This is a genomic window from Mesorhizobium sp. NZP2077, assembly GCF_013170805.1.
GTDB lineage: Bacteria > Pseudomonadota > Alphaproteobacteria > Rhizobiales > Rhizobiaceae > Mesorhizobium.
Map to the genome: position 1 here is coordinate 6,361,281 of NZ_CP051293.1, position 12,559 is coordinate 6,373,839.

Consider the following 12,559-nt stretch of genomic DNA (forward strand, 5'->3'; position numbering starts at 1 on the left):
CCGAAATTGGTAGCAACTCGCCCATTCCACCCAGACCGGCCTATGGATGCTCTCGCAAAGCGCTCGTTCGATCAACTGGACGAAATGCCTGCGCCCAATGAACCCTTCCCTGGGATAGCGCGACGCCCGAACACATTGGCATCACACCAACCTGGGTCGGTTGGCAACCGGCTCACGGCACAGCGCGATCGACGTCAAGCTAGGTCTGTTGGTGCCCTACATCATCCCAGTATAAGGAATATATTCCCATTCCGTCAAGGCCCCATTGACTCCAATGTTCTTGTTTTGCGCACTTCTTGGTGGATTGGTACAGGAGGTGGGCCATGGAACTTCGCTTGAACTGAAGGCGCGGCGCGTGAAGAACTCGCACGCGGTGTCGCGGCCGCTGAAGTCGCTCTCCTCGACCAGATGGCGGGCGGAGCTCGGCGGGATCGAGCATGGCTGGGATCACCCCTTCACCGCCGAATGGCGACATGACAAGGATGTTCGAGCGCGTGGTGGAACCCGCCACGCATGCCGCTAAAGCGGCTGCGACCGAGCTGTCGCATATCGGGCTCGAAGCTGACGGTGAACCATGTCGGGCAGCATGCTGAGATGCGGGCAGAGGTCGCCGCGGCTCAGTCAGCGAAGTTCGCGAGCGAGGCGTGAAGTTTCAATACGCTGCGCGCCTCGCGTCATCGATGCGATCAATAATTGCCGTTGTAATAGCGATCGTCGCAGGGCGCGGTGTAGATGCGGCCGTAGCGGTCCTGGTAGCGGCACATCTGTTCGCCACGGGGCTGCTGCGGGGTGGTGGCCGAGCCGACGACGGCGCCGAGCAGCGCGCCACCGGCCGCGCCGATGACCGTGCTCTTAGTGTTGCCGCCGATGGCCTGGCCGACGAGAGCGCCGCCGGCGCCGCCGAGCAGGGCGCCCGTCGTTGCCCGCTGCTGTCCTTCGGTCTGAGACTGGCAGCCAGCAAGTGCCGCGGTCATCAGCACGGCGGCGATGGCTTTGTGAAAGGTCATGGAGGTCTCCCTTAAAGGTCTGAAATCCCTATCGATCGTCCCGTGCGGTCGCATTGCGGCGGAACGGGGGCACCGCCGCTCACGATATGAGACATAGTTTCTCGGGCGTTGATGGGGGCGCGCTTCCTGGCAAACGTCGATTTCCCGAGATTTGACTGCCGCTCGAAGAAGGCTCCATTCGATACAAAGTGTCGACGAGTGTGTAACCCAATGGCAGCATCGGCTCGCTAGCATGGACAGCCTAGGGCTGAGCACCCTGCCCTGTTTGGCGGCAAACTATGCAAGAGGCTTGCACGGCCAATCCAGCCACCGCGGATTCTCGAAGAACCCGCGCCGCGCAGTATGTGCGCATGTGTGAAATCGGACGAAGGCGAATTGTGGGACAGCCCGGGACTGGTCGTCGCTACAGCCAAAATGGTGTTCGCGGCTGCGAACGGCACCAAGCCAAATGTGGGCGATAACGCGAAGGTCGATCTCTGAGAGCTCGAGGCAAAGCCAGGCCGCCCTGCATCATTGCCGGGGAAGCACGTGACCGGTCGCGCCGGCCGGTAGAGGTTGCACCGCTTGTCGACCTGCTTGCACATCCTGCGAACCCGACACCGATGGTTTTGGAGCCGATGGCGGCAAAGATTTCGTCTAGAACCTGGTTGCGGCCAGGCCTAGCGCAGCAAGCCCTCTTCCTCGAACACATCCCATCCCTCTAACTTTGATGCCGGTCCTTCTTCTTTGCCAGTTCTTTTCGCACCCTTGCCCTTGCCAGCGCGCGTCAGCGCGGCCTTCCCGGCGCCGCGCCGCCTGTTCTCGGCAACTTCTTGCGCATCCTGTTCTCTCCAGAGGGTCGGTAGGTCGCGATCGAGCACGTCCTCGATGTGCCGTGGATGGAAAACATGGAAGGTGACGGCCTTCGACCGGCCGCGCATCTTGACTGTACGGGTGCCGACGCTTCGCAGCCGACCGTCTTTAAGCCATTTGTGACGTTCGCGGGCAAGGATCGTCAGGATATCCTCTGCCTCGCGCGGCAGGACGGGTAGGTCTTCAATGTCTTTCAGCGTCTCGGAGATGATGGCCGAAGCGGCTTCGAACGCATCGACCTCGCCTTCGGGCATTTGAATTGCGATGCGACCGATCTCCACCTTGGGGTGCTTTCGCAAGGCCCATGGCAGGCGCGCGCGCAGTTCGCGTTCAATGCCTTTGACGCGAACTGCGGATCCGAGCGTCGCTGAAGGCGGTAGCGGCCACTCCGCAATCAACTCAGGCGCGCTGCTCGTTCCTTGGTTGGTCGTCGCCCGGCTTAGCATGTGTTTCTGAACGATGTTGATCAAGATGGCGCCGGCGCGCGCCAGTGCTTTCCCCGCGGGTGACTTACGCTTCCCTTGAGTTTTTGGCCGGCGCTGTTTCATGCGGCCTGTCCTTTTGTTCGTATCGCGGTGTTGCACGGCGTTTGGAAAGTTCAGCAACGAAGATGACCTGCACCCATGACGCTTGAGAAGCGCAATAGTTGCACCCCAAGTGGCCGCGAAACATGAGCGCGCATCTCGCGCCGAGCGCGTCGCCTATAGCGCACGGGTGACACGGGAACTTCACCCTGACAATCCCGTTGTGGCCTCGGAAATGAGGTCTTGCGCATGCGTGAATTCACCCCAACCAACGAGCGCAACTCCTCCGGGCGACGCGGCCCGATCTCGCTGTCAGCGACGGCCTGGTTTAGTGTGCCATGGTCAGTTGCGGCGGGGCTGTTTGTTGCCGTCCTCATTCTTGCCTTCGGCGCGCTTGCGGAAGAAGTCCTGGACGGCGATACCACGGCGTTCGATCTTGCCGTTCTGTCAGCCTTGCGCAGCGCAGCCGATCCCGCCAATCCAATTGGACCACCGTGGCTTCACGAGGCAGCCCGAGATGTGACGTCCATCGGCAGCGTGGTATTTCTTGGATTCGTGCTGCTGGCAGGGGTCGGCTATCTGCTTCTGATCCATAAGCGGGCTCTCGCGATCTTGATGGCTGTGTCGGTGGTCGGCGGTGAATTGCTCAGCACGATCCTCAAGAAGAGCTTTGACCGGCCCAGGCCGGACATACCGCACGTCACGCAAGTGTTCACGGCGAGCTTCCCGAGCGGACATGCCATGCTTTCAGCGATCACCTTCCTCACCGTTGGCGCCCTGCTTGCTCGTGCCAACGCCGACCCGCGCGTCAAGGTCTATTTCATGGGTCTCGCTGTCTTTCTCACCCTGGCTGTTGGCGTGAGTCGCGTCTATCTCGCGGTCCACTATCCCACGGATGTGCTCGCGGGATGGTGCGTCGGTTCCGGCTGGGCAATCCTGTGTTGGACGGCCGCGTCATGGTTTCAGCCGACCCGCGTCAATCAGGACATCGAGCCTTGAGGACTTTGGCGCTCATCAACCAAGGGGCGGGCGCCGCCGCGCGCAGCGACGATATCGACAAGCTCGTCCGTGACGGGTTCGCGAAACGTGGCATCGACGCCGATGTGAAGTTAGTTTCGGGGCGTCAGATCGGCGAGATCGCGCAGAGGTTCGTGGCTGAACGCCCGAGATCGGGCGATCGACGAGTGTTGGTTGTCGGTGGTGGCGATGGCACGCTTGGGAGCGCGGCGTCGGCGCTTGCCGGGACAAAAGTAGCACTGGGCGTCCTGCCGCTAGGCACGCTGAACCACTTCGCCAAGGATCTTGGTCTGCCTATCGAACTCGATGCGGCAATGGACGCGATTGCCGCGAATAATCCTGTGACCGTCGATGTCGCCGAGGTGAACGGACGCGTTTTTCTCAACAACTCATCGATTGGCATCTATCCTTTCTTTGTTGCGAAACGTTCTGCCGAGCAACGGCGTAGCGGGTTGGGCAAGCTCTCAGCTATGGGTCCTGCTCTTGCAAGAACATTCAGGTTCGCATCATGGCAGGCGGTCCACATTGCCGCGCAAGGTGAGCGCAAGAGACTGCGGACGCCCTGCGTATTCGTCGGCAACAATTTCTACGACCTCGCTGACCTCGGCCGCCGCAAAAACCTGTCCTCAAAAGAGCTGTGCGTTTATGTCGTCAAACAGCAATCTTGGTTTGGGCTGGTGCTGATCCCATTGAAGATCGCATTCGGTCTGATCGATTCAGCTCGCGACGTGGAATTGTTTCGCACAAAAACACTGGAGATCACCTCGCATCGAACCACCATGCTGGTCTCGCTGGACGGAGAAGCCGTCCATATGAAGATGCCCCTGAAATTCAGGATCCGCCCAGCTGCGCTGAGGGTTCTTTCGCCTGGCCCAAGCGGGCGATCAGTGACCAGCCCTGCCGGAGCGAATTGGTGAGAAATCTCGTCCATCTCTCGGATCTGCATTTCGGAAAAGCAGACAACCAACTTGTGAAGGCCATCGCTGCGGAGGTGCGCGCAATCGCTCCAGATTTGCTTGTCGTTTCAGGGGATCTGACGCAACGCGCCCGCAGACATGAATTCCTGCAGGCGCGAGCGTTTCTCGACTCCCTTCCTGGCCCTCGCCTTGTGGTTCCTGGCAACCACGATGTCCCGCTCTGGAATGTCTTTGCCCGTGCCCTCGCGCCTCTGTCTCGGTACAAGCGCTACATCGAGGCGGACATTGATCCGTTTTACGCCGACAGCGAAGTCGCTGTCGTCGGGATCAACACGGCCCGGTCCCTGACAATCAAGGACGGCAGGATCAATGTCCGTCAGCTTGGGGCGGCGGCTGAAAAATTCGCACATTTGTCCGATGACATTACCCGGATAGTCGTCACCCATCATCCGTTCGAGGGACTGGATGTCGAAGCCGACGATGGCATCGTCGGTCGAGCAAGTCTTGCAATGAACGCCTTCTCGCGTAGCGACGTCGACATCATATTGTCTGGCCATCAGCATGTTCATCGCGCCGGTTCGAGCGCCCGGCGCTATCTTATCGACGGCTATGCGGCATTGCTTATTCAAGCGGGAACGGCGGTGTCATCGCGACTTCGCCAGGGCGCAAATTCGTTCAACATTATTTGCATCGATCGTCCGGAAATATCCGTGGAATGTCGAGGCTGGCGGTCTCCGCAGGGCGGGTTCGAAACCTCGGCGAGATATTCCTTTCGGCATGGCCCAGACGGATGGCGCCTGCTTGATTAGCGCAGATCAATTCTGTTTTAGGGGAAGTGCCCCTTACCTGAATTCACGTCGCCGTTCAGCCAGAACGCCGCCCCCTGAGACGACCAGCAAGCGGCTTTCGACCACTTCCTGAAAGCAGACACTTACCGGCACGACGACGGTGCGCAGGTCCCTCGGAGCATTCTTGCGGGCCTCCTGCGACCACCTATTCGATCGATCCGATCCTTCGCCGGTTCCAAAAGATTTGTGTTACGCCCCCGCACTGCGCCCGTTCTGAATGCTCTATTTTTTCCCTTCTCCCTGGAAAGCAACACACGCCGAGCGCAGCGCCACACGGTGCAAATGTGTGAGGGTTGGCGTGGGTCGATGGATCAAAAGCCTCTGTGGCGCATTTAAGCTTCGGCTAATAGTGGCCTCAGGAGAGAACCAATGAAGAAGACGCTGCTCATTTTGAGTCTACTCATTCCGCTCGCTGCATGCTCCCGCACAGAACAAGGCGCTGCCGTCGGTGGCTTGGGTGGCGCAGCTATAGGCGCAGCAGTGGCGGGCGACCCGGTGCAGGGGGCGGTCGTTGGCGGCGCGGTTGGAGCCCTAGCCGGGGCGGTCATCGGGCACGCCAGCGAAGCAGGCCAGTGCAGATATCGCGATCGGCATGGCCGCGTTTACGTTGCACGGTGCCCAGACGGATACTGATCTCAACCGGACGGATACTGATCTCAAGGCGCGTGGTCCTATCCGATCGCGGCGCCGTGTCGGGGTAGGACAAGTGAATGGCACAAAAGATCAAGATACTGCTGGGTTTCTGGTTTGCCATTGTCAGCGCTGCCGCGATAAACGTCGAACTTACGACCGCGGTCTTGGCCGCGTCTGTAGATGCAAAGACGATCGCCGATCACTTCTCATCGGTAAAGTCCATGTCCGGGGACTTTGTCCAGTCGGGCCCAAGAGCGGAAATGACCAGCGGCAGATTCTTTCTGCAGCGGCCGGGGAGGATCAGGTTCAACTATGCAGGCCAATCAGGGGTAAGCGTCATCGCAGATGGCAAATCCCTGGTGGTCTATAACAAGAAGCTGAAGACATCGCGGCTTTATGCTCTTTCGAAGACGCCGCTCAAGTTGCTCCTCGACAACAAGGTCGACTTCTCCGGCCGTCGCCTCAAAAGCATCAGAGACGAGGGTGCTCAAATTGTTGTTAAGCTGGCTGACAAGTCGGTGTTCGGCAATTCGAACATCAGCATGGTGTTTGACAGGAAGTCGCTCGATCTGCGCAGATGGAGCCTCACCGACGAAAAGGGCCTTACCACGACGGTCACTATAACCAACGTCAAGCAGGGCGTTCCCGTTCCTGCGAACACCTTCACGATCGACTATGCAGCAAACCGGGAATTCAACACCACAACCAAATAGTCGGCAGCGCGACCGTCGGAAGCGGGTCACGCTCGCCTGCGTCGCTGGCGGCAGCAATGGCCGAGTAAACAGAGAGGCTGCCCTTGGCAAAAGGACCGGATTGAGATCAAGATAGACGGCTGGAATCGGCATTTTTAGGGAGGAAGTGTCATGCCTAAGGTTTCGGATCTTTTCTTTAAGACAGCTATTGTGTGGCTCATTGTGGGGATCGGGGCCGGCCTCCAAATGGCGATCTCAGGCGACCACGGCGCCTTTCCGGCACATGCCCACATCAATCTTCTCGGATGGGTCACAAGCGCAATCTTCGGCGGGTATTACGCCCTTAACCCGGCAAAGGCGGCGCGGAAAATCGCGATGATCCAATACGGCCTCTATAATGTCGGCTTGGTTGTGATGCTACCGGCACTATATCTGATGCTCCAAGGCAATACCGCTCTTGAGCCGATCGTCGCTGTCGGTTCGCTAATCGTGGCTGCAGCCGTGTTGATGTTTGCGTTCGTCGTTTTCTCAAGTGCAAGCGCGCGTTTGGCGTCTGAATTATCGTCTGCCACGCGCTGAGGCAAAAAGCTTGTCACCGCGAAGGTAGCCGGCTTGTGAAGCGGAGAATAATTCCGCCAACCAGCACAGTTGGGCGCTGTATTAGACCCGGCGCGACGCCGCGTGAAATTTTCCGACTGGCACGATACGGTTTCGAAGGGCCCCGTTGTCGCCCCAGACCGATCAACGTCATCTGTCCCTGTCGGCTTGGAAACGCCGAAGGCTGAGCATAAGAGCGGTCATCGTTGCGCTCGCGCACGCCACCGCCAAGAACGTGATAACGCCGGCGGAGGGAGAAGTTTGCTCTGAGCGAATTGGGATATGTTCTGCTGACAACGGACTATCAACCAATGCCTCCAGGTCCGCCCTGCTGCCGTGCCGAATGGAATAGGCCCGCGTGAACTCGGCGCCGAGGAGAAAAATTTCCGATGAGTAGTAAACCCACAGGAGGATGACGAGCAGCCCACCGGCAGCCCCGTATGAGGAGGCAATCGCGCTGGTACCGATATACCATCCGATAAGCGACTTCCCGAGCGTAAACAGGGCGGCGGTTAGAACAGCGCCGATCCCCACATCGCGCCATTCGAGTGTTCGATCGGGTAAAACTTTGTAGATTGCTGCGAACATCACCGAGATCAGGACAAACGAAACGACAGCGTTGATCACGCCGAGGACAATTGTACCAAACGGCAGCAGAGCGTTGATGATATTTCCCAAGGCCGAGATCGCTGCGCTGGCAACGAGAGACACGAGCAACATGAAACCGAGCGCGGCGACCAAACCCAGACTTGCCGCACGCGCCCGGACCAAACGCGAGAACGAACTTCCCTGAGGGTCAACTTTCCATATGGTGTTCAGCGATTGCTGCATTTCGCCAAAAACGCCCGATGCAGCCACCAACAATGTGATTGCTCCGATAACCGCGGCCCAGGTTCCGGATAATTTATTCGAGGCACTCTGCAGGGCGGTCTGGAGGAGATCGGCACTTTCCGGCCCCATCAGTCCGGAGATCTGAGCAGACAAAGCCAATTGTGCAGCCTCCCGACCGAAGACGAGGCCTGCAATAGCGACCACGATCAGCAAGATTGGAGCCAAGGAGGTGGTGGCGTAAAAAGCCATGGCCGCGCCATGGCTAAGAGCATTGTCGTTGACGAACCCTACTGTGCTCTCTTTGACCAGGTCCCAAATCTTTGTGATCGCGGATCGCATTGTGAGTCCGAAGGCTTTGACGGCGTCCGTTAGCAATGCGCCAGAACTGCCAATGTTCCGGCCGCACTGCCCGTTGATTTATCAACGGCATGGGACCCGTCGGTCCTGCTCTCTCATTGCTGATCGCCGCCGTCCTTCGCGCCATCGAAATAATCGCTGAACGCAGCCATAAGAGCCAACAACGCGGCAGTGTATCTGGCGAAGCCGAACGCCTGCGCCGCCGCCAGTTTTGCGCCGCGCGAATGCTGGCTAACAAATTCGGCAGCGGCATTCTGGACTTCTTCTCCCGCTTTCCCGAATAACTCGCGCTCCTTGTCGGTCGGCTTGAACGACCGGCCGATAACATGGCCGATGAACAGTCCTCCTGCGGAACCGGCGAGCACCTTTGCTCGGGCCATATTGGTGATGGCCTTTCGCGGGGTCTCCATATCAGGAAGCGAGCGAACCGCGTGCGTCCCCCCGTTCAGTGTTTTGGCGTCCGGCGCAGGAATACTGCCGACACCATTGCCGCCTTCGCCACTTCTTCTGCCTGCATCAAAAAACGCCACAGCTCCCAAGGCGACCGCCGCGGCTGCGCCGCCGTTTTCCTTTATGGCGTTTGAGACGCCACCAAAGACCCCGGCCACCTTGTCCTTTGCGTACCGCGTCGTCACGTCAACCAAGTGGCCGGGTTGCAGGCGACGGCTTATTTCGGCGACGGGCGCAAACAGGGCCTGCCGTTCGGCCCGGCTTCTCGCCATGATCTCGCCCAGCTCATCGTTGCGTGGTGCCATAGCGTATCCCCTGCTTCAATGCAGCCAGATCGCTGCGGACCTGGTTTACAGTCTCGATAGGTGTGATGGTCCATCCAACGAGTGCTCTTTTGGCCAAGTAGAGCGAAAGCACACCTGCGCCTATCAAGATCATCCCGACTGTGAGACAGGCAAACATAGCGCCGATACCCAGAGAGATCATCGCCAGGATCAGGAACTGGACCAGGGCGAAAGCTCCCAAGACGAAGAGGATGGCCGCTGCCAGCCCGCATACGCCTGACGACACGATGGTCGACATCTTGCTCCGCATTTCCGCCTCAAGCAGGCGCAAATCCAGACGCATCAACGATGCGAATTTCGCGATCGCTTCGTCGACGATGCTGCCGAAGGGTCGGCGATCGATACCCTCATCCATCTGAGCAGCCTCTCTCAGGACCGATCCGAACTGCGCATGAAGCGGGTCAGCATCACTCCGGCGAGGATCCCCACTCCAAAGAACGCCGCCGGTTGGCGCTGCGCGAATTTCGTAACGGAGTCGAATAGCTCACCGACGTTGCGATCTCTGATGTCGGTCGAAATCCGTTCCACACCTTCGGCCGCGCTGCGGACCATGCCCGCGACTTGGGGCGATTGCTTTTCAATGCCGTCAGCGGCTTCCTTTACGGAGTGCGCGATGTTGGCAATGGCATCGGCGCCGGCGGTCTTGTTCGACTCGACAGCCTCCTTGAACGCGCCGGCCGCGTCGGAAGCCACAGAGCCGGCATACTCCCTGGCGTCGTTCGATACAGAGGCCGCAGCACTCTTCAGGTGGTTCGCGGTCTCGGAAGCGCTCGTCTTCAACTTGCTGAGCGCTTCCTTGCTGTTACCGGCACCTTTGTCGTCAGCTTGCCATTCATTCCCGGACCCGGGGAAGTTGTTTGTGTCTGGCGTGTTCATGATGTTTCACTCCTGTTGATTGGGAGTGAACTTCGACACTAGCCGGCGGTTCCTGCCTCTGCAGAATATTCCTGCTTGTTCCCTGCTGGACCTCCTTCCGGCGCCGAAGTCAGTCCGGCTGGTCGCTCGCCCATCCGTTTGTCGAACTGCAATCTCTCGATTTGATCCGAGATGAGCGAATGGACCGTCGACCATTCGCGGCGCGAATGGCATCAGAGCGGGCCAGACCTTTCACACCAATCATGACCTTTCCTCCGATCTGACATGCTCGACTCTTTTGGCGGCTTAGCTACAGGCCAGACGGCCTGGCAGCCCCGGCGTTGGATCATCTATCGCTTCGTTACGTTGCATGTCTCCGGTCAGGGGATCCACCATGCGCAACGACCGAAGCGCGAAAATCTAACAGCGCGCGTACGCGATCTGGCAGCGGGAATGTGGCCCGGAGGAAAGAAGCGGCGCGGAGCTTGGCCGTCGGAAATCTGAATTTCACCAAGTAGGAAATTCGTACCGCGCATTGCCAACCGGCATCCTCATGCCGCTAGCCTGTCTTGATCTCTCGGGGCACTGCATTGGCGATTGCGAGGAAAATGCTTTCGAACAGGTCCTTGTCGCGGAAAGGCTTGCCGAGCAGCGGCACGTCCGCCGGCCGATTGGCGATCTCTTCGGCATCGGCATAGCCCGTGATGATAACCGCCGGCCAGTCGGATCGCAGATTGCGTGCGAAGCGGATGACATCCACTCCCGATACAAGTGGCATGGCGAAGTCGGTCACGATGACGTCGAAATTGTCGGGAGCGCGTTCGATCATGGCCAGCGCTTCTGCCCCTCCTGCCGCGCAAGTTACCTCGAAACCGCGTTGGCGTAGCGACTCGGCCGTAAGTTGCCGCAAGACGTTGCTGTCATCGATCAAAAGGATCGACGGTCGCTCCGTGCGGGCGTCTAGAAGGATGTGCCCGACGTCGGCTTCCACAGAGGGAGTGGCGGGTTCTTCAACCGAGCGTGGCAGCCACAGTTGCATGGCTGTTCCACGATTAACGACGCTGTCAATGCGCAGCGTTCCGCCGGACTGCTTCATAAAGCCATAGACGGTGCTGAGACCAAGACCCGTTCCCTTGCCGATGGGCTTTGTGGTGAAAAAAGGTTCGATGACCTTCGCCAGAATATCAGGTGCGATGCCGGAGCCCGTGTCCCTGACTGTCACCACGACATAGTCACCCGCGGGAACGTCTTCGGATCTGTTTGCAACTGAACGGTTTTGCGCATGAACCGTTATTGTGCCTCCAGAAGGCATGGCGTCGCGCGCATTAAAGACCAGATTCATCAAGGCAAGTTCAAGCTGTCCAGCGTCGACATGCACCGGCCATACCGTGTCGTCAATTTGCCAATCGAAGCGGATCAGCCCCCCCAAAACGGGGGCGACCAAGCCGTTCATCGTGTCGCCAAGGGCTGCAAGCCGCACAGCTTCCGGTTTCAGCGTTTGTCGGCGCGAAAAGGCGAGCATTCGCGTGACGAGATCGGTACCCTGTTTGGCAGAACGCCGCAGCAGGTCGACAACCTGTCGTCCCTGATCATCCAGTATCCCGCGGCGTTCGAGCAATCCCAATCCGCTGAGAATAGCGGCGAGCAGATTGTTGAAATCATGAGCCAGGCCACCGGTCAGCTTGCCGATTGCGTCAAGGCGCTGTGATTGCAGCAGCTGGTCCTCAAGGCCGCGCCGCTCGGTCACGTCAAGCAACGTGCCCAATATTTCCGGCTCGCTGTCGTCAGAACCGTTCGACATCACGCCTTGGTCAAGAAAGATGCGGTACTCGCCATTGGCGCACAGCCAGCGGAATTCGCAGGTATAGGAGCCCTTGGTTTTTGCCTCCAGCAGTGCCTGCTCCAACCGTGGGAGATCTTCAGGGTGAACCCGGCTCAGGCCGAGAGCCGGATCCGAGGTCAGGTCTTCAGGGGAAAAACCGGTCAGGCGCTCGACACCCTTGGTCACAAATCGCGCCGCGAAGGGCGGCGCGGCTGCCCGCGCATGGAAACAGACTGGCAGCGAACTCAGGATGGCATCCTGCCGTTCCTCCGCGCGGCGCAGAGCCCGTTCCGCCTGAAGTTTATCCCTCTGCGCCTGGAGTGCCTGCGCCAGCAGGCCCCGTTCGGTCGCCGCCTTCCGCTGGATTTCCAGCGTCTTTTCGTGGAGCTCGACGAAGACCGCGACTTTCGAACGCAGCATGATTGGATCGAACGGCTTGAACACATAGTCGACCGCGCCGGCATCATAGCCGCGCAGCATGTGGGCCTCCTCCTTGTTGATGGCGGTGAGGAAGATGATCGGCGTGCGCTTGGATTGCTCGCGCTGGCGGATAAGTGCCGCCGTCTCATAGCCGTCTATTCCGGGCATGAGGACGTCCAACAGGATAACGGCGAAGTCCTCCTTCAGCAGGAAGCGCAGGGCCTCTTCTCCCGATTGAGCGCAGATGACGTCACCGGTCGAGGCGAGTACTTCGCTGATTGCCAGCAAATTTCGCTCGTCGTCGTCGACGGCGAGTATCCGTGCTCTCGCCGGTCTTTCGACCAATTGAACGACCTCAAGTTTTCTTACTTTGTTTCGCACAAGCTTTTGCAT

General features: G+C 59.1%; 14 protein-coding genes. 7 read left to right on the forward strand and 7 right to left on the reverse strand.

Annotation, left to right across the window (positions count from 1 at the left end):
- Nucleotides 1–355 precede the first annotated feature (355 nt).
- Entirely contained in the window at nucleotides 356–523 is a 168-nt protein-coding gene (locus tag HGP13_RS31470; protein ID WP_172233311.1) for a hypothetical protein, read from the forward strand.
- 163 nt (nucleotides 524–686) lie between these two features.
- Here the strand turns inward: HGP13_RS31470 and HGP13_RS31475 are convergent, their stop codons facing one another.
- Together HGP13_RS31475 and HGP13_RS31480 are read right to left on the reverse strand one after the other, a co-directional pair.
- Nucleotides 687–1,007: a YMGG-like glycine zipper-containing protein gene (locus HGP13_RS31475; RefSeq protein WP_027046237.1), complete on the reverse strand. Its 321-nt coding sequence runs from the start codon at nucleotides 1,005–1,007 to the stop codon at nucleotides 687–689.
- Between the two features lie 659 nt (nucleotides 1,008–1,666).
- Entirely contained in the window at nucleotides 1,667–2,305 is a 639-nt protein-coding gene (locus tag HGP13_RS31480) for a hypothetical protein (RefSeq protein ID WP_172234932.1), read from the reverse strand.
- 327 nt (nucleotides 2,306–2,632) lie between these two features.
- On the opposite strand from HGP13_RS31480, the gene HGP13_RS31485 reads away from it, so the two are divergent.
- The 6 genes from HGP13_RS31485 (at nucleotide 2,633) to HGP13_RS31510 (ending at nucleotide 7,069) form a co-directional block, all read left to right on the forward strand.
- Nucleotides 2,633–3,382 (forward strand): phosphatase PAP2 family protein, encoded by a 750-nt coding sequence (locus HGP13_RS31485; protein WP_172233314.1) that lies wholly within the window; start codon nucleotides 2,633–2,635, stop codon nucleotides 3,380–3,382.
- Complete coding sequence (locus HGP13_RS31490; RefSeq protein ID WP_246707182.1) at nucleotides 3,340–4,317, forward strand: diacylglycerol kinase family protein; 978 nt, start codon at nucleotides 3,340–3,342, stop codon at nucleotides 4,315–4,317. Before HGP13_RS31485 ends, HGP13_RS31490 begins: the two co-directional genes overlap by 43 nt.
- Complete coding sequence (locus tag HGP13_RS31495) at nucleotides 4,314–5,126, forward strand: metallophosphoesterase (RefSeq protein ID WP_172233317.1); 813 nt, start codon at nucleotides 4,314–4,316, stop codon at nucleotides 5,124–5,126. The genes HGP13_RS31490 and HGP13_RS31495 overlap by 4 nt, the downstream gene beginning before the upstream one ends.
- 408 nt (nucleotides 5,127–5,534) lie before the next feature.
- Entirely contained in the window at nucleotides 5,535–5,798 is a 264-nt protein-coding gene (locus HGP13_RS31500; RefSeq protein WP_057144520.1) for a YMGG-like glycine zipper-containing protein, read from the forward strand.
- A gap of 77 nt (nucleotides 5,799–5,875) precedes the next feature.
- Entirely contained in the window at nucleotides 5,876–6,511 is a 636-nt protein-coding gene (locus tag HGP13_RS31505; RefSeq protein ID WP_172233320.1) for an outer membrane lipoprotein carrier protein LolA, read from the forward strand.
- A 150-nt stretch (nucleotides 6,512–6,661) separates the two neighbouring features.
- Nucleotides 6,662–7,069, forward strand: a complete 408-nt coding sequence (locus tag HGP13_RS31510; protein ID WP_172233323.1) for a hypothetical protein — start codon at nucleotides 6,662–6,664, stop codon at nucleotides 7,067–7,069.
- Nucleotides 7,070–7,237: 168 nt separating this feature from the next.
- On the opposite strand, the gene HGP13_RS31515 is transcribed toward HGP13_RS31510, so the two are convergent.
- From HGP13_RS31515 to HGP13_RS31535, 5 genes are all read right to left on the reverse strand, one after another.
- Nucleotides 7,238–8,257, reverse strand: coding sequence for a YihY/virulence factor BrkB family protein (locus HGP13_RS31515; RefSeq protein WP_172233326.1), 1,020 nt, complete (start codon nucleotides 8,255–8,257; stop codon nucleotides 7,238–7,240).
- A 113-nt stretch (nucleotides 8,258–8,370) separates the two neighbouring features.
- Nucleotides 8,371–9,030, reverse strand: a complete 660-nt coding sequence (locus tag HGP13_RS31520) for a hypothetical protein (protein ID WP_172233329.1) — start codon at nucleotides 9,028–9,030, stop codon at nucleotides 8,371–8,373.
- On the reverse strand, nucleotides 9,011–9,424 hold the full coding sequence (locus HGP13_RS31525) for a phage holin family protein (protein ID WP_172233332.1): 414 nt from the start codon (nucleotides 9,422–9,424) through the stop codon (nucleotides 9,011–9,013). The genes HGP13_RS31520 and HGP13_RS31525 overlap by 20 nt, the downstream gene beginning before the upstream one ends.
- A 14-nt stretch (nucleotides 9,425–9,438) precedes the next feature.
- A complete protein-coding gene (locus tag HGP13_RS31530; protein WP_172233335.1) occupies nucleotides 9,439–9,945 on the reverse strand; it encodes a hypothetical protein in 507 nt (168 codons plus the stop codon).
- 538 nt (nucleotides 9,946–10,483) lie between these two features.
- Nucleotides 10,484–12,559 carry a response regulator gene (locus HGP13_RS31535; RefSeq protein WP_172233338.1) on the reverse strand — a complete coding sequence of 692 codons (2,076 nt, stop codon included), beginning with the start codon at nucleotides 12,557–12,559 and terminating at the stop codon, nucleotides 10,484–10,486.